Raw genomic sequence first — 17,279 nt, 5'->3', positions numbered from 1 at the left:
CCCCCGCACGGCCCCAGGAGCACCCCATGCGCGCCATTGCCATGACCGCCGCCGGCGGCCCGGAAGTCCTGGTCGAGACCACCCGTCCCGACCCGGTGCCGGCCGCTGGTGAACTGCTGGTGCAGGTGAGCGCCTCCGGCGTGAACCGGCCCGACGTGCTGCAGCGCAAGGGCGCCTACGCGCCCCCGCCCGGCGCGTCGGACCTGCCGGGCCTGGAGATCGCCGGCACCATCATCGGCGGCGATGCGGCCGAGCTGGCCGCGGCCGGCTTCAAGCTGGGTGACCGGGTGTGCGCGCTGGTGGCCGGCGGCGGCTATGCCGAGCGCTGCACCGCGCCCATCCCGCAGTGCCTGCCGGTGCCCACGGGCCTGACCGACATCGAGGCGGCCAGCCTGCCCGAGACCTTCTTCACCGTGTGGTCCAACGTCTGGGACCGCGGCCGCCTGCAGCCCGGCGACACCCTGCTGGTGCAGGGCGGGTCCAGCGGCATCGGCGTCACCGCCATCCAGCTGGCCAAGGCCATGGGCAGCAAGGTGATCGTCACCGCCGGCAACGACGACAAGGTGGCCGCCTGCATCGCCTTGGGTGCCGATGTGGGCATCAACTACAAGACGCAGGACTTCGTCGCCGAGGTCAAGGCCGCCACCGGCGGGCAGGGCGTCAACGTCGTGCTCGACATGGTGGCGGGCGACTACCTGGCGCGCGAGCTGCAGTGCGTGGCCGACGACGGCCGCATCGTCATCATCGCGGTGCAGGGCGGCGTCAACTGCGCCGTCAATGCCGGCGAGGTGCTGCGCCGCCGGCTCACCATCACCGGCAGCACGCTGCGCCCGCGGCCTGTCCGCTTCAAGGGCGCCATCGCCGCAGCGCTGCGCCACCATGTCTGGCCGCTGATCGATGCCGGCCGCATCAAGCCGGTCATCCACACCGTGTTTCCCGCGGCCCAGGCCGCCCAGGCCCATGCGCTGATGGAAACCAGCCAGCATGTGGGCAAGATCATGCTCGACTGGACCGTCTGAGCAGTGCAAGCAAGGACCGACACCATGCGTCGCAAATTCGTCGCCGGCAACTGGAAGATGAACGGCAGCCATGCCGCCAATGCCGAGTTGCTGGCCGGCATCACCGCGGCGCGGCCGTTCGGCTGCGATGTGGCGGTTTGCGTGCCGTTTCCCTATCTGTCCGAGGCGGCCGTGGCCCTGTCCGGCAGCGACGTGCGCTGGGGCGCGCAGGATTGCTCGGTGCATGCGTCGGGCGCCTACACCGGTGAAGTGTCGGTCGGCATGCTGGCGGAGTTCGGCTGCCGCTATGTGATCGTCGGCCACAGCGAGCGCCGCCAGTACCACGGCGAGACCGACCAGCTGGTGGCCGACAAGGCCAAGGCCGCACTGGCCAAGGGCGTGACACCCATCGTGTGTGTGGGCGAGACCCTGGCCCAGCGCGAGGCCGGCGAGACCGAGGCGGTGGTCAAGCGCCAGCTGTCGGCCGTCATCCATGCCCTGGCGCACTGCGCCGGCGAGATGGTGGTGGCCTATGAGCCGGTGTGGGCCATCGGCACCGGCAAGGTGGCCACGCCCGAGCAGGCGCAGGCGGTGCACGCGCTGCTGCGTGCGCAGCTGAAGGCAGCCACGCCCAAGGCCGATGCGATGCAGATCCTCTACGGCGGCAGCATGAAGCCCGACAACGCGGCCAGCCTGCTGACCCAGCCCGACATCGACGGCGGCCTGATCGGCGGCGCCGCATTGAAGGCGGCCGATTTCGTCGCCATCTGCCGCGCAGCGGGCTGACCGCCCGGCCGCGCAGAACCCAAGTTATCTGGAGCAATCAAGTCATGCAAGTTTGGATGAACCTCGTGCTGGTGGTGCAGCTGCTGGCCGCCATCGCGATGATCGGCCTGGTGCTGGTGCAGCACGGCAAGGGTGCCGACATGGGCGCCTCGTTCGGCAGTGGTGCCTCGGGCAGCCTGTTCGGTGCCACCGGCAGTGCCAACTTCCTGTCGCGGTCCACCGCGGTCTGCGCCGCAGTGTTCTTCCTGTGCACGCTGTCGCTGGCCTACATGTCCAACAGCGTGGCCGGCCGCGCGCCCACGGAAGGCAGCAGCATCCTGGAGCGGGCAGCGCCGGCCAGCGCACCAGCAGCCAGCGGCGCAATGATCCCGGCCGTGCCGGCACCGGCCGCTGCGTCGGCACCAGGCACCATCCCCACGAAGTGACCGCCGGGTGGCTGGCGCCGCATGCTGGTGCAAGAACCCGACTGAAGCTCCGCACAAACCCTCAGATGTGGGGATTTCCGAGATAGAATTCAAGGCTGTTCAACAAGCAATGCCTCATGCACGTTGAGCAGTCATGCAGTGGGTCAGGCTTCGGTCTGGCAACTGTGCCGTCGTGGTGAAATTGGTAGACACGCTATCTTGAGGGGGTAGTGGCGAAAGCTGTGCGAGTTCGAGTCTCGCCGACGGCACCAACACAGATCCTGGCAAGCCAGCCCCTCATCCGGCACTGGCTTGCGCGCCCTCCGTCACTGCAGGGAGCACGAGCGGCGCGCACCGCAGGCAGCCACATGGTGGTTGCGGGCGGCGCGCCATTTTTTTGGCCGGATGAGACTGCTTCGATCACTGCCGCCGACACCATGGACCTGCAACAGTACCTCCCTGTCATCCTGTTCATCCTGGTCGGTGTGGCGGTTGGTGTGGCACCCCAGCTGCTGGGCTACCTGCTCGGTCCGCAGCGGCCCGATGCGGCCAAGAACAGCCCCTACGAATGCGGCTTCGAAGCCTTCGAGGACGCGCGCATGAAATTCGACGTGCGCTACTACCTCGTGGCCATCCTGTTCATCCTGTTCGACCTGGAAATCGCCTTCCTGTTCCCCTGGGCGGTCGCGCTGCGCGACATCGGGGCGTCAGGCTTCTGGGCGATGATGGTCTTTCTCACCATCCTCGTGGTGGGCTTTGTCTACGAGTGGAAGAAGGGCGCGCTGGACTGGGAATGATGGCGCACCGCACTGGAACACACGAGGAATCCCATGGGCATTGAAGGCGTCCTGAAAGAGGGCTTTGTCACCACCTCGGTCGACAAGCTGATCAACTGGTCGAAGACCGGCTCGCTGTGGCCGATGACCTTCGGCCTGGCCTGTTGCGCGGTGGAGATGATGCACGCCGGCGCGGCGCGTTATGACATCGACCGTTTCGGCATGCTGTTCCGGCCCAGCCCGCGGCAGAGCGATCTGATGATCGTGGCCGGCACGCTGTGCAACAAGATGGGGCCGGCGCTGCGCAAGGTGTATGACCAGATGGCCGAGCCGCGCTGGGTGCTGAGCATGGGCTCCTGCGCCAATGGCGGCGGCTACTACCACTACAGCTATTCGGTGGTGCGCGGCTGTGACCGCATCGTGCCAGTGGACGTCTACGTGCCGGGCTGCCCGCCCACGGCCGAGGCGCTGCTCTACGGCATCCTGCAGCTGCAGGCCAAGATCCGCCGCGAAAACACGATTGCCCGGGCCTGAGCCCGCCCACGCTCCATGACCCAACGACTGGACAAGCTGCAGGCGGCGCTGGACGCGGCCCTCGGCGACAAGATCAAGACCTGTGTGCGTGCCCGCGGCGAGATCACGCTGACGGTGACCGCCGCCAATTACCTGGCTGTGGCCACCATGCTGCGCGACCACCCGACACTGAAGTTCGAGCAGCTGATCGACCTCTGCGCGCTCGACTACAGCAGCTGGAAGGACCAGCCCTGGGATGGCCCGCGCTACTGCGTGGTCAGCCACCTGCTGAGCGTCAGCCTGAACTGGCGGGTGCGCCTCAAGGTGTTCGCCACCGATGACGACGTGCCGGTGGTGGCCTCGCTGAGCGACCTGTGGGCCGGCGCCAACTGGTTCGAGCGCGAGGCCTTCGACATGGTGGGCGTGATCTTCGACGGCCATGTCGACCTGCGCCGCATCCTGACCGACTACGGCTTCATCGGCCATCCGCTGCGCAAGGACTTCCCGGTGTCGGGCCATGTCGAGATGCGCTACGACGCCGAGAAGAAGCGCGTGATCTACCAGCCGGTCAGCATCGAGCCGCGCGAGATCACGCCGCGCATCATCCGCGAAGACAACTACGGCGGACTGCACTGACCATGGCCGAGATCAAGAACTACACCCTGAACTTCGGCCCCCAGCACCCGGCCGCCCACGGCGTGCTGCGCCTGGTGCTGGAGCTGGATGGCGAGGTCATCCAACGCGCCGACCCGCACATCGGCCTGCTGCACCGCGCCACCGAGAAGCTGGCCGAGAGCAAGACCTATATCCAGAGCCTGCCCTACATGGACCGGCTGGATTACGTCTCGATGATGTGCAACGAGCACGCCTACTGCCTGGCCATCGAGAAGCTGATGGGCATCGACGTGCCCGAGCGTGCGCAGTACATCCGCGTGATGTTCAGCGAGATCACCCGCCTGCTGAACCACCTGATGTGGCTGGGCGCGCACGGGCTGGACTGCGGTGCGATGAACATCTTCATCTACTGCTTCCGCGAGCGTGAAGACCTGTTCGACATGTACGAGGCGGTGAGCGGTGCGCGCATGCACGCGGCCTACTTCCGCCCGGGCGGCGTCTACCGTGATCTGCCCGACAGCCTGCCGCAGTACAAGGTCAACAAGCTGCGCAACGAGGCCGCGATCAAGGCGATGAATGCCAACCGCAGCGGCACGCTGCTGGACTTCATCGACGACTTCACCCGCCGCTTCCCGAAGCAGGTCGACGAGTACGAAACCCTGCTGACCGACAACCGCATCTGGAAGCAGCGCACCGTGGGCATCGGCGTGGTCACGCCCGAGCGGGCGCTGAACCTGGGCTTCACCGGCCCGATGCTGCGCGGCTCGGGCATCGCCTGGGACCTGCGCAAGACCCAGCCCTACGACGTCTACGACAAGATGGACTTCGACGTGCCGCTGGGCGTGAATGGCGACACCTACGACCGCTACCTGGTGCGGGTGGAGGAGATGCGTCAGAGCAACCGCATCATCCAGCAGTGCAGCCAGTGGCTGCGTGCCAACCCCGGCCCGGTGATCACCAGCAACCACAAGGTGGCGCCGCCGCCGCGGGTGGACATGAAGAGCAACATGGAGGAGCTGATCCACCACTTCAAGCTCTTCACCGAAGGCTTCCATGTGCCCGAGGGCGAGGCCTATGCCGCCGTCGAGCATCCGAAGGGCGAGTTCGGCATCTACCTGGTCAGCGACGGGGCCAACAAGCCCTACCGGCTGAAGATCCGCGCGCCCGGCTTCGCGCACCTGTCGGCCATGGACGAGATGTCGCGCGGCCACATGATTGCCGACGCGGTGGCGATCATCGGCACCATGGACATCGTGTTTGGCGAGATTGATCGATGAGCGGCCCCATGTCCTCCCTTCCCAAGACCGGCCCGCTGAGCGACGCGGCCTACGCCCGCTTCGCCCGCGAAGTGGCCAAGTACCCGGCCGACCAGAAGCAGAGCGCGGTGATGGCCTGTCTGTCGATCGCCCAGCAGGAGCAGGGCTGGGTCTCGCCCGAGAGTGAGGCGGCAATCGCCGCCTACCTGGACATGGCGCCGATCGCGGTGCGCGAGGTGACCACGTTCTACAACATGTACAACCAGCAGCCGGTGGGCCAGTTCAAGCTCAACGTCTGCACCAACCTGCCGTGCCAGCTGCGCAACGGCCAGGCGGCGCTGGAGCACCTGTGCCAGAAGCTGGGCATCGAGCCCGGCGGCACCACGCCCGATGGGCTGTTCACCGTGCAGCCCTGTGAATGCCTGGGGGCCTGCGCCGATGCGCCGGTCCTGCTGGTCAATGACCGCCAGATGGTCAGCTTCATGCACAACGACCGGCTCGATGACCTGGTCGACACGCTGAAGGCGCAAGCCCAATGAAGAACGCCGTTCTCGATCTGTCGAAGTTCCAGGCCCGCGGCCTGGAGACCTGCTTCCACGACCGCCACATCAACGCCCAGATCTACGCGGGCCTGGACGGCCGCAACTGGCGCCTGAAGGACTACGAGGCGCGCGGTGGCTACCAGGCGCTGCGCAAGATCCTGACGGCCAATGCCGAAGGCGCGCCGGGCATGACGCCCGACCAGGTGGTGGCCGAGGTCAAGGCCAGCGGTCTGCGTGGCCGCGGTGGTGCGGGCTTTCCCACCGGCCTGAAGTGGAGCTTCATGCCGCGCGCGCTGCCGGTGCAGAAGTACCTGGTGTGCAACAGCGACGAGGGCGAGCCGGGCACCTGCAAGGACCGCGACATCCTCGCCTACAACCCGCACATCGTCATCGAGGGCATGATCATCGCCGCCTACGCGATGGGCATCTCGGTGGGCTACAACTACATCCACGGCGAGATCTTCGAGATCTACGACCGCTTCGAGGAGGCCCTTGAAGAAGCCCGGGCCGCCGGCTACCTGGGCGACCACATCCTGGGCAGCAAGCACAGCTTCCAGCTGCATGCCTTCCACGGCTTCGGCGCCTACATCTGCGGCGAAGAGACGGCGCTGCTGGAGTCGCTCGAAGGCAAGAAGGGCCAGCCGCGCTTCAAGCCGCCGTTCCCGGCCAGCTTCGGCCTGTACGGCAAGCCGACCACGATCAACAACACCGAGACCTTCGCCGCGGTGCCGTGGATCATCCGCAACGGGGGCCCGGCCTACCTGGAATGCGGCAAGCCGAACAACGGTGGCACCAAGATCTTCTCGATGGTCGGTGACGTCGAGCGGCCCGGCAACTACGAGATTCCGCTGGGCACGCCGTTCAGCAAGATCCTGGAACTGGCCGGGGGCGTGAAGGGCGGCAAGAAGCTCAAGGCGGTGATCCCCGGCGGCTCATCGGCCCCGGTGCTGCCTGCGTCCATCATGATGGACTGCACCATGGACTACGACAGCATCGCCAAGGCCGGCTCGATGCTGGGCTCGGGTGCGGTGATCGTGATGGACGAGACCCGCTGCATGGTCAAGAGCCTGCTGCGCCTGTCGTACTTCTACAGCCATGAGAGCTGCGGCCAGTGCACGCCCTGCCGCGAGGGCACCGGCTGGCTGTGGCGCCTGGTCAACCGGCTGGAGCACGGCCAGGGCAAGGCCGAGGATCTGGCCCTGCTCGACAGCGTGGCCGAGAGCATCATGGGCCGCACCATCTGCGCGCTGGGCGACGCGGCGGCCATGCCGGTGCGCGGCATGCTCAAGCACTTCCGCGACGAGTTTGCCTACCACGTCGACCACAAGACCTGCATGGTCCCGGCCTACGTCTGAGAGCCGGGCTAGAACATGATCGAAATCGAACTCGACGGCAAGAAGGTCAGCGTCGCCGAAGGCAGCATGGTGATGCATGCGGCCGACGCGGCCGGCACCACCATCCCGCACTTCTGCTACCACAAGAAGCTCAGCATCGCGGCCAACTGCCGCATGTGCCTGGTCGACATCGAGAAGGCGCCCAAGCCCATGCCGGCCTGCGCCACGCCGGTGACCCAAGGCATGGTGGTGCGCACCAAGTCCGACAAGGCCATCAAGGCGCAGAAGTCGGTGATGGAGTTCCTGCTCATCAACCATCCGCTGGATTGCCCGATCTGCGACCAGGGCGGTGAATGCCAGCTGCAGGACTTGGCCGTGGGCTACGGTGGCAGTGCCAGCCGCTACCAGGAAGAGAAGCGCGTCGTCTTCCACAAGAACGTCGGACCGCTGATCTCGATGCAGGAGATGAGCCGCTGCATCCACTGCACCCGTTGCGTGCGCTTCGGCCAGGAGATGGCCGGCGTGATGGAGCTGGGCATGCAGCACCGCGGCGAGCACAGCGAGATCACCACCTTCCTGGGCCGCACCATCGACAGCGAGCTGTCGGGCAACATGATCGACATCTGCCCGGTCGGCGCGCTCACCAGCAAGCCCTTCCGCTACAGCGCCCGCACCTGGGAGCTGTCGCGCCGCAAGAGCGTGAGCCCGCATGACAGCACCGGCGCCAACCTGGTCGTCCAGGTCAAGGGCAAGCAGGTGCTGCGGGTGGTGCCGCTGGAGAACGACGACGTCAATGAATGCTGGATCGCCGACCGCGACCGCTTCAGCTACGAGGCGCTGAACAGCGACCAGCGGCTGAAGACGCCGATGGTCAAGCAGGGCGGCCAGTGGGTGGCCGTCGACTGGAACACGGCACTCGGCTATGTGGCCGACGGCCTCAAGCGCATCAAGGCCGAGCACGGCGTGGTGGGCATCGGCGCCGTGGCCAGCGCCCACCGCACGGTGGAAGAGCTGCACCTGCTGGCCAAGCTGGTGCGCGGCCTGGGCAGCGAGAGCATCGACACCCGCACCCGCCATGCCGATTTCGCCAACACCGCCGCGGCGGGCAAGGCGCGCTGGCTGGGCACGTCGATCGCGTCGCTGTCCAGCCTGGACCGCGCCTTCGTGGTCGGCAGCTTCCTGCGCAAGGACCATCCGCTGTTCTCGCTGCGCATCCGCCAGGCGGTGCGCAAGGGTGGTGCCCTGCTGAGCCTGCACGCGGTGCAGGACGACTGGGCCATGCCGGTGGCCGCCAGCATCACCGCGGCGCCGTCCGCCTGGGCCCAGGCGCTGGCCGATGTGGCTGGATACGTCGCCACCGCCAAGGGCGTGGACGCACCGGCACCGGCCCTGGTCAGTGCCGAGGCCGAGGCCATCGCCCAGGCCCTGCTGTCGGGCGAGCGCAAGGCTGTCCTGCTGGGCAACGCCGCCGCGCAGCATCCGCAGGCCACCACGCTGCTGGCCCTGGCCAGCTGGATCGCCGCGCAGACTGGCGCCACCGTGGGCTACCTGGGCGAGGCTGCCAACAGCGTCGGCGCCCAGCTGGTCAAGGCCCTGCCGGGTGCCGGCGGCCTGAACGCCGGCCAGATGCTCGGCCAGCCGATGAAGGCGCTGCTGCTGCTGGATGTGGAGCCGCCGCACGACGCGGCAGATGCCGCTGCCGCGCAGGCCGCACTGGCCGGTTCCGGTCTGGTGGTGGCGCTGACGTCGTTCCAGGATGCCGCCGTGCCCAACGCCGACGTGCTGCTGCCCATCGCCCCGTTCACCGAGACTGCCGGCAGCTTCGTCAATGCCGAAGGCCGGCTGCAGAGCTTCACCGGCGTGGTGCAACCCGCCGGCGAGGCCCGCCCCGCCTGGAAGGTGCTGCGTGTGCTGGCCAATCTGCTGGGCCTGTCGGGCTTCCAGCAGGAGACGGTCGACGACGTGCGTGCCGAAGCCCTGGGCGATGCGGCCAAGCTGGCCATGCGCCTGGACAACACCAGCGCCGCTGCCATCGCGCTGCCGGCCGCCACCGACGGTCTGCAGCGACTGGCCGACGTGCCGATCTACGCCACCGATGCGCTGGTGCGGCGTGCGCCGTCGCTGCAGCTGACCGCCGATGCCAAGCTGGCGCCGCAGGCCAGCCTGCCGGCCGCCTTGTGGCAGCAGCTGGGCCTGGCCGCCGGTGACCACGTGCGCGTGGCCCAAGGCGGCGCCCGTGCTGTGCTGCCGGCGCGGCTGGATGCCAGCCTGGCCGCCAACGTGGTGCGCGTGCCAGCCGGTCTGGCCGAGACCGCCACGCTGGGCGCCATGTTCGGTGCCATCACCGTCGAGAAGGCCTGATCCCCATGGTCGACCACATCAACCAATTCGGCGGCTCGCTGTTCGGCGGCCCGGTCTGGCCCTATGCCTGGCTGGTGATTTGGAGCCTGATCAAGATCGTGGCGGTGGTGCTGCCGTTGCTGGGCTGCGTGGCCTACCTCACGCTGTGGGAGCGCAAGGGCATCGCCTTCACCCAGATCCGCCCGGGCCCCAACCGCGTCGGCCCCTACGGACTGCTGACGCCGATCGCCGATGCGGTGAAGCTGATCTTCAAGGAGATCATCCGCCCCAGCGCGGCCAGCAAGGGCCTGTTCTTCCTGGGCCCGATCATGACCATCATGCCCGCCCTGGCGGCCTGGGCGGTGATCCCCTTCGGCCCCGAGGTGGCGCTGGCCAACATCAATGCCGGCCTGCTGTTCCTGATGGCCATCACCTCGCTGGAGGTCTACGGCGTCATCATCGCCGGCTGGGCCAGCAACTCGAAGTACGCCTTCCTGGGCGCGCTGCGTGCGTCGGCGCAGATGGTCAGCTACGAGATCGCGATGGGCTTCTGCCTGGTGGTCGTGCTGATGGTGGCGGGCTCGATGAACCTGAGCGAGATCGTCTCCAGCCAGGGGCAGGGCATGATGGCCAGCGCCGGCATGGGCATCTTCAGCTGGAACTGGCTGCCGCTGTTCCCGGTGTTCATCGTCTACTTCATCGCCGGTCTGGCCGAGACCAACCGCCATCCGTTCGACGTGGTGGAAGGCGAATCGGAGATCGTTGCCGGCCACATGATCGAGTACTCGGGCATGTCGTTCGCGATGTTCTTCCTGGCCGAGTACGCCAACATGATCCTGGTCAGCATGCTGTGCGTGCTGCTGTTCCTGGGAGGCTGGCTGCCGCCCTTCGCCTTCCTGGATTTCATCCCCGGCTGGATCTGGCTGGCAATCAAGGTGTTCGTGGTCGTCACCATGTTCCTGTGGGTGCGGGCTAGCTTCCCGCGCTACCGCTATGACCAGATCATGCGCCTGGGCTGGAAGATCTTCATCCCCATCACGCTGATCTGGCTGGTCGTCGTCGGCCTCTGGATGCAGACGCCCTTCAACATCTGGAAGTGACATGGCAGCTCAGACCGCATCACTCAAGGAATTCTTCTACAGCTTCCTGCTGCTGGAGATGCTCAAGGGGCTGAAGCTCACCGGCCGGCACTTCTTCCAGAAGACGCTGACGGTGCAGTTTCCCGAAGAGCGCACGCCGCTGAGTCCGCGCTTCCGCGGCCTGCATGCGCTGCGCCGCTACGAGAACGGCGAAGAGCGCTGCATCGCCTGCAAGCTGTGCGAAGCGGTGTGCCCGGCCATGGCCATCACCATCGAGAGCGACGTGCGCGATGACGGCAGCCGCCGCACCACCCGCTACGACATCGACCTCACCAAGTGCATCTTCTGCGGCTTCTGCGAAGAGAGCTGCCCGGTCGATTCCATCGTCGAGACCCACATCTTCGAATACCACGGCGAGAAGCGCGGCGACCTGTACTTCACCAAGGACATGCTGCTGGCCGTGGGCGACCGCTACGAGACCGAGATCGCAGCCAACAAGGCGGCTGACGCCAAATACCGTTGAGCCACTGCTGAGCACCGGGCCCCGGCCCGTTGCAACTCAGCCCACCTGCGAACCGCTCGCGCAACAACAACCATGACGACCACCGGCGCACTCTTCTACTTTTTCGCGGCCGTGCTGCTGTTTGCCTCGTTCCGTGTCATCACGGCGCGAAGCACGGTGCATGCGGCGCTCTACCTGGTGCTGGCCTTCGCCAACGCGGCGGTCATCTGGATGCTGCTGAAGGCGGAGTTCCTCGCCATTGCGCTGGTGCTGGTCTACGTGGGCGCTGTGATGGTGCTGTTCCTGTTCGTGGTGATGATGTTGGACCTGAACAGCGATGACTTCCGCGACGGCTTCTGGAAGCACCTGCCCTTGGCAGGGTTGATCGGTGCCGTGATCGCGCTGGAGATGGCCCTGGTGCTGATGGGCGGCTTCCGCCTGACCGATGTGCCAGCGCCCGATCCGCAGCTGGCCAAGCTGGGCAACTCGCGGCTGCTGGGCATCGAGATCTACACCAAGTACCTGTACCCGGTGCAGCTCGCGGCGGTACTGCTGCTGGTGGCCATCATCGCGGCCATCGCGCTGACGCTGCGCAAGCGCAAGGACAGCCGCTCGCAGGACCCGTCGCAGCAGGTGCTGGCCAAGAAGGCCGACCGCCTGCGCGTGGTCAAGATGGACCCGGTGCTGGACCTGCCTTCTGCGCCGCCCGCACCCCCCGCAGCCCCGGCCGCGCCCGCCGGTGGAGACAAGAAATGAGCCTCGGCCCCATCACCCTCGGGCACTACCTGTCGCTGGGCGGCATGCTGTTCGCCCTCAGCGTCATCGGCATCTACCTGAACCGCCGCAACCTGATCGTGCTGTTGATGGCCATCGAGCTGATGCTGCTCGCCGTCAACCTGAACTTCATCGCCTTCTCCCACTATCTGGGCGATCTGGGCGGCCAGGTGTTCGTCTTCTTCATCCTCACCGTGGCCGCGGCGGAATCCGCCATCGGCCTGGCGATCCTGGTGGTGCTGTTCCGCAACCGCTCGACCATCAACGTCGAAGAGCTCGACACGCTCAAGGGCTGACGCCGGGACGGACGACTACAACATGGCTGCACAACTCTCTCAGAACCTGCTGCTGGCGGTCCCGCTGGCGCCGCTGGCCGGCGCCATTGCCGCCGGCTTCTTCGGCAAGGCCATCGGCCGCAAGGGCGCCCACACCGTCACCATCCTGGGCGTGCTGGTCGCGTTCCTGATCTCGGTGTCGGTGCTGATCGACGTCATCGGCGGCGCCCGCTTCAACGCCACCATCTACGAGTGGATGGTGCTGGGCGGCCTGAAGATGGAAGTCGGCTTCCTGGTCGATGGCCTCACGGCGATGATGATGGTGGTGGTCACCTTCGTCTCGCTGATGGTGCACATCTACACCATCGGCTACATGGAAGAGGACCCGGGCTACCAGCGCTTCTTCAGCTACATCAGCCTGTTCACCTTCAGCATGCTCATGCTAGTGATGAGCAACAACTTCCTGCAGCTGTTCTTCGGCTGGGAGGCGGTGGGCCTGGTCAGCTACCTGCTGATCGGCTTCTGGTACAAGAAGCCCACGGCCATCTTCGCCAACATGAAGGCCTTCCTGGTGAACCGGGTCGGCGACTTCGGCTTCATCCTGGGCATCGGCCTGATCGTCACCTACGCCGGCACCCTGAGCTATGCCGAGACCTTCGCCAAGGCGGACGAGCTGGCCAAGCTGACCTTCCCCGGCACCACCTGGATGCTGATCACGGTCACCTGCATCTGCCTGTTCATCGGCGCGATGGGCAAGAGCGCGCAGTTCCCGCTGCATGTGTGGCTGCCCGATTCGATGGAAGGCCCGACGCCCATCTCCGCGCTGATCCACGCCGCCACCATGGTGACGGCGGGCATCTTCATGGTGGCGCGCATGTCGCCGCTGTTCGAGCTGTCGGAGACCGCACTGAACTTCATCCTGGTGATCGGCAGCATCACCGCGCTGTTCATGGGCTTCCTGGGCATCATCCAGACCGACATCAAGCGCGTGGTGGCCTATTCCACCCTCAGCCAGCTGGGCTACATGACGGTGGCCCTGGGCGTGTCGGCCTACAGCGTGGCGGTGTTCCACCTGATGACCCATGCCTTCTTCAAGGCGCTGCTGTTCCTGGGCGCCGGGTCGGTGATCATCGGCATGCACCATGACCAGGACATCCGCAACATGGGCGGCCTGCGGAAGTACATGCCCATCACCTGGATCACCTCGCTGCTGGGCAGCCTGGCGCTGATCGGCACGCCGTTCTTCTCGGGCTTCTACTCCAAGGACAGCATCATCCTGGCCGTGGGTGCCAGCCAGCTGCCGGCGGCCGGCTGGGCCTACTTCGCGGTGGTGGCCGGCGTGTTCGTCACCGCGTTCTACTCGTTCCGGATGTACTTCCTGGTCTTCCACGGCAAGGAAAACTTCCGCCACAAGCCCTTCCCGGGCGAGCATGACCACCACGACGACCACGGCCACGGTCATGCCCACACGCCGCATGAATCGCCCTGGGTGGTGACGCTGCCGCTGGTGCTGCTGGCCATCCCGTCGGTGCTGATCGGCTTCGCCACCATGGCGCCGATGCTGGTGGGTGATTTCTTCAAGGACGCGATCACCGTCGATGCTGCACGCCACCCGGCGATGGCAGCGGTGGCCGAGCATGCCGGCCATGCGGTGGGCATGGCGCTGCATGGCTTCGCCACGCTGCCGTTCTGGCTGGCGCTGTCCGGCGTGGTGGTGTCGTGGTTCTTCTACATGAAGGCGCCGCACATCCCGGCGGCCATCGGCCGCACGCTGGCACCGGTGGTCAAGGTGCTGGAGAACAAGTACTACCTGGACTGGTTCAACGAGCATGTGCTGGCCGCCGGCACCCGGCTGCTGGGCCGCGGCCTGTGGAAGGGCGGCGACGGCTTCCTGATCGACGGCCTGCTGGTCAACGGCTCGGCCAAGGTGGTGGGCCTGATGGCCGGGCTGTCGCGCCTGGTGCAGACCGGGCATGTGTATTGGTACGCACTGGTGATGCTGCTGGGCGTTTTCGGGCTGCTGACCTGGCAGCTGTGGCCCGCGTTGGCCGGCCTGGCTGGCCACTGATCACGCAGGGCGGAGAAGAACAATGGGTCTCTTGAGTGTTTCGATCTGGCTGCCGATCGCCTTTGGCGCGGTCTTGCTGGCCACCGGGCGGGATGACAAGGCTGACAGCGCCCGCTGGCTGGCCCTGGTGGGGGCGGTGCTGAGCTTCATCGTCACCATCCCGCTGATCACCGGCTTCGACACCGGCACCGCCGCGCTGCAGTTCAGCGAGAACCTGCTGTGGATCGAGCGCTTCAATGTGCGCTACCACCTGGGTGTCGATGGCATCTCGGTGTGGTTCGTGCTGCTCACCGCCTTCATCACCATCGTGGTGGTGGTGGCCGGCTGGGAGGTGATCACCGAGCGGGTGCACCAGTACATGGGCGCCTTCCTGATCCTGTCGGGCCTGATGGTGGGCGTGTTCAGCGCGGCCGACGGCCTGCTGTTCTATGTGTTCTTCGAGGCCACGCTGATCCCGATGTACCTCATCATCGGCATCTGGGGTGGCCCGCGCCGGGTGTATGCGGCATTCAAGTTCTTCCTCTACACGCTGCTCGGCTCGCTGCTGATGCTGGTGGCGCTGATCTTCCTGTACTACAAGTCGGGTGGCAGCTTCGACATCGCCAGCTGGCACAAGCTGCCGCTGCCGATGCCGGCGCAGGCCTTGCTGTTCTTCGCCTTCTTCGCGGCATTTGCGGTCAAGGTGCCGATGTGGCCGGTGCACACCTGGCTGCCCGATGCCCACGTCGAGGCGCCCACCGGCGGCTCGGTGGTGCTGGCGGCCATCATGCTGAAGCTGGGTGCCTACGGCTTCCTGCGCTTCTCGATGCCCATCGCCCCGGATGCCAGCCGCGAATACGCCTGGTTCATCATCGCGCTGAGCCTGATCGCCGTGGTCTACATCGGCCTGGTGGCCCTGGTGCAGCAGGACATGAAGAAGCTGGTGGCCTATTCGTCCATCGCGCACATGGGCTTCGTCACCCTGGGCTTCTTCGTCTTCAACGAGCTGGGCGTGTCCGGTGGCCTGGTGCAGATGATCAGCCACGGCTTCGTCTCGGGCGCGATGTTCCTGGCCATCGGCGTGCTGTACGACCGGGTGCACAGCCGCGAGATCGCCACCTACGGTGGCGTGGTCAACACCATGCCCAAGTTCGCCGCGTTCGCGCTGTTCTTCACCATGGCCAACTGCGGCCTGCCGGGCACCGGCGGCTTCGTCGGCGAGTGGATGGTGATCCTCGGCACGGTGCAGGCCAGCTTCTGGCTGGCGGCCATCGCCGCCACTGCGCTGATCTTCGGTGCCGCCTACTCGCTGTGGATGTACAAGCGGGTGTACTTCGGCGATGTGACGAATGACGAGGTGCGCGGCCTCACCGATCTGAACGCCCGTGAATTCGGCCTGATGGCCGTGCTGGCCATCGCCACGCTGTGGATGGGCGTGTACCCCAAGCCCTTCACCGATGTGATGCACCAGTCGGTGACCGAACTGCTCAAGCACGTGGCCACGTCCAAGCTGGTCGGCGGCTGAGCCGGCGGCGGAGAACTACAAGATGAATCCCATGAACTGGCTGGTCGTCTACCCCGAGGCGCTGCTGCTGCTGATGGCCTGTGCCGTGGCGCTGGTCGACCTCTACGTCACCGATGAACGCCGCCGCCCCACCTTCTGGCTGACCCAGGCCAGCCTGGTGGCCGTGGCCGCCATGCACCTGGCTTACTACCAGGGCGGTGCCACCGCCTACGGCATGCAGGGCATGATGGTCAGCGATCCGATGGGCCACCTGCTGGCCTTCTTCGCCACCGTGGCGGTGATCATCACCATCGCCTACGCCCAGCCCTACATCGCCAGCCGCGAGATGTTGAAGGGTGAGTTCTTCAGCCTCACCATGTTCGTGTTGCTGGGCATCTGCGTGATGTGCTCGGCCAACAACTTCCTGGTGGTCTACCTCGGCCTGGAGATCATGAGCCTGTCGCTGTACGCCCTGGTGGCGCTGCGGCGCGACCATGGTGTCAGCACCGAGGCGGCGATGAAGTACTTCGTGCTGGGCGCGCTGGCCTCGGGCTTTCTGCTCTACGGCCTGTCGATGATGTACGGCGCCACCAAATCGCTGGAGATCAACGAGGTCTTCGCCGCCATCGGCACCGGCCGCATCAACGGCACGGTGCTCACCTTCGGCGTGGTGTTCGTCGTCGCCGGCCTGGCGTTCAAGCTGGGCGTGGTGCCGTTCCACATGTGGGTGCCCGATGTCTACCAGGGTGCGCCCACGGCCGTCACCCTGCTGATCGGCGGTGCGCCCAAGCTGGCCGCGTTTGCCATCACCGTGCGCCTGCTGGTCGAGGGCATGCTGGGCCTGGCGGTCGACTGGCAGCAGATGATGGTGGTGCTGGCGGTGTCGTCGCTGGTCATCGGCAACCTGGCCGCCATCGCGCAGACCAACCTGAAGCGCATGCTGGCCTATTCCACCATCAGCCAGATGGGCTTCATGTTGCTGGGCATGACGGCTGGCGTGGTCAGCGGCAACACCCTGAGCGCGGGCAATGCCTACAGCTCGGCGATGTTCTACGTGGTCACCTACGTCATCACCACGCTGGGCACCTTCGGGCTGATCATGTTCCTGGCCCGTGGTGGGTTCGAGAGCGAGGAGATCGCCGACCTGGCGGGCCTCGGCAAGCGCGCGCCCTGGCTGGCCGGCATCATGACCCTCTTCATGTTCAGCCTGGCCGGCGTGCCGCCGATGGTGGGCTTCTATGCCAAGCTGGCCATCCTGCAGGCGCTGATCACCACCAATGTCACCGGCTACCTGGTGCTGGCGGTGGTGGCGGTGCTGCTGTCGCTGGTCGGCGCGTTCTACTACCTGCGCATCGTCAAGGTGATGTACTTCGACGAGCCGCTGCCCGCCAACGCCAGCCGTCCGGTGCAGGGCGGTGGCGTGAGCGCACTGCTGGCGGTCAACGGCGCGGCGGTGCTGGTGTTCGGCCTGCTGCCTGGCGGCCTGATGGCGATGTGCCGCGACGCGATCCTGCGCGCGCTGGCCACCTGACCG

At 66.4% G+C, this 17,279-nt stretch carries 17 protein-coding genes and 1 tRNA gene; all 18 read left to right on the top strand.

The features are described from left to right. The first annotated feature begins 26 nt into the window (after positions 1-26). Positions 27-1,019 (top strand): NAD(P)H-quinone oxidoreductase, encoded by a 993-nt coding sequence (locus FFT10_RS05545; protein ID WP_137731782.1) that lies wholly within the window; start codon positions 27-29, stop codon positions 1,017-1,019. 24 nt (positions 1,020-1,043) lie between these two features. Next, positions 1,044-1,784: a triose-phosphate isomerase gene (tpiA, locus tag FFT10_RS05540; RefSeq protein WP_137731781.1), complete on the top strand. Its 741-nt coding sequence runs from the start codon at positions 1,044-1,046 to the stop codon at positions 1,782-1,784. A gap of 44 nt (positions 1,785-1,828) precedes the next feature. Continuing rightward, on the top strand, positions 1,829-2,209 hold the full coding sequence (gene secG / locus FFT10_RS05535) for a preprotein translocase subunit SecG (protein WP_137731780.1): 381 nt from the start codon (positions 1,829-1,831) through the stop codon (positions 2,207-2,209). A 166-nt stretch (positions 2,210-2,375) separates the two neighbouring features. Then, positions 2,376-2,460: transfer RNA gene (locus tag FFT10_RS05530), tRNA-Leu, on the top strand. Positions 2,461-2,625: 165 nt separating this feature from the next. Next, positions 2,626-2,985 (top strand): NADH-quinone oxidoreductase subunit A, encoded by a 360-nt coding sequence (locus FFT10_RS05525; RefSeq protein ID WP_137731779.1) that lies wholly within the window; start codon positions 2,626-2,628, stop codon positions 2,983-2,985. Between the two features lie 33 nt (positions 2,986-3,018). After that, positions 3,019-3,498, top strand: coding sequence for a NuoB/complex I 20 kDa subunit family protein (locus FFT10_RS05520; protein WP_137731778.1), 480 nt, complete (start codon positions 3,019-3,021; stop codon positions 3,496-3,498). 15 nt (positions 3,499-3,513) lie between these two features. Continuing rightward, on the top strand, positions 3,514-4,113 hold the full coding sequence (locus tag FFT10_RS05515) for an NADH-quinone oxidoreductase subunit C (protein WP_137731777.1): 600 nt from the start codon (positions 3,514-3,516) through the stop codon (positions 4,111-4,113). Positions 4,114-4,115: 2 nt separating this feature from the next. Beyond that, the gene (locus FFT10_RS05510) at positions 4,116-5,369 is read left to right on the top strand and encodes an NADH-quinone oxidoreductase subunit D (RefSeq protein ID WP_137731776.1); all 1,254 of its coding nucleotides are present in this window, start codon (positions 4,116-4,118) and stop codon (positions 5,367-5,369) included. 8 nt (positions 5,370-5,377) lie between these two features. Continuing rightward, on the top strand, positions 5,378-5,887 hold the full coding sequence (gene nuoE, locus FFT10_RS05505; RefSeq protein WP_228026965.1) for an NADH-quinone oxidoreductase subunit NuoE: 510 nt from the start codon (positions 5,378-5,380) through the stop codon (positions 5,885-5,887). After that, entirely contained in the window at positions 5,884-7,245 is a 1,362-nt protein-coding gene (gene nuoF, locus FFT10_RS05500) for an NADH-quinone oxidoreductase subunit NuoF (RefSeq protein WP_137731774.1), read from the top strand. Before nuoE ends, nuoF begins: the two co-directional genes overlap by 4 nt. Positions 7,246-7,260: 15 nt before the next feature. Then, positions 7,261-9,585: an NADH-quinone oxidoreductase subunit NuoG gene (nuoG, locus tag FFT10_RS05495; protein WP_137731773.1), complete on the top strand. Its 2,325-nt coding sequence runs from the start codon at positions 7,261-7,263 to the stop codon at positions 9,583-9,585. Between the two features lie 5 nt (positions 9,586-9,590). After that, positions 9,591-10,664 carry an NADH-quinone oxidoreductase subunit NuoH gene (nuoH, locus tag FFT10_RS05490; protein ID WP_137731772.1) on the top strand — a complete coding sequence of 358 codons (1,074 nt, stop codon included), beginning with the start codon at positions 9,591-9,593 and terminating at the stop codon, positions 10,662-10,664. 1 nt (position 10,665) lies between these two features. After that, complete coding sequence (nuoI, locus tag FFT10_RS05485) at positions 10,666-11,166, top strand: NADH-quinone oxidoreductase subunit NuoI (RefSeq protein ID WP_137731771.1); 501 nt, start codon at positions 10,666-10,668, stop codon at positions 11,164-11,166. Between the two features lie 72 nt (positions 11,167-11,238). Continuing rightward, the gene (locus FFT10_RS05480) at positions 11,239-11,901 is read left to right on the top strand and encodes an NADH-quinone oxidoreductase subunit J (RefSeq protein ID WP_137731770.1); all 663 of its coding nucleotides are present in this window, start codon (positions 11,239-11,241) and stop codon (positions 11,899-11,901) included. Further along, complete coding sequence (gene nuoK / locus FFT10_RS05475) at positions 11,898-12,215, top strand: NADH-quinone oxidoreductase subunit NuoK (protein WP_137731769.1); 318 nt, start codon at positions 11,898-11,900, stop codon at positions 12,213-12,215. Before FFT10_RS05480 ends, nuoK begins: the two co-directional genes overlap by 4 nt. 22 nt (positions 12,216-12,237) lie before the next feature. After that, entirely contained in the window at positions 12,238-14,262 is a 2,025-nt protein-coding gene (gene nuoL, locus FFT10_RS05470) for an NADH-quinone oxidoreductase subunit L (protein WP_137731768.1), read from the top strand. Positions 14,263-14,284: 22 nt separating this feature from the next. Beyond that, positions 14,285-15,766 carry an NADH-quinone oxidoreductase subunit M gene (locus FFT10_RS05465; protein WP_137731767.1) on the top strand — a complete coding sequence of 494 codons (1,482 nt, stop codon included), beginning with the start codon at positions 14,285-14,287 and terminating at the stop codon, positions 15,764-15,766. Between the two features lie 22 nt (positions 15,767-15,788). Further along, on the top strand, positions 15,789-17,276 hold the full coding sequence (nuoN, locus tag FFT10_RS05460) for an NADH-quinone oxidoreductase subunit NuoN (RefSeq protein WP_137731766.1): 1,488 nt from the start codon (positions 15,789-15,791) through the stop codon (positions 17,274-17,276). The last annotated feature ends 3 nt before the right edge of the window (positions 17,277-17,279 follow it).

This window comes from Pseudaquabacterium pictum (genome assembly GCF_005403045.1).
GTDB classification, from domain to species: Bacteria; Pseudomonadota; Gammaproteobacteria; order Burkholderiales; family Burkholderiaceae_C; genus Pseudaquabacterium; species Pseudaquabacterium pictum.
The sequence above is the reverse complement of the archived record's forward strand: the minus strand, read 5'-3'. Positions and strand labels throughout refer to the sequence as shown.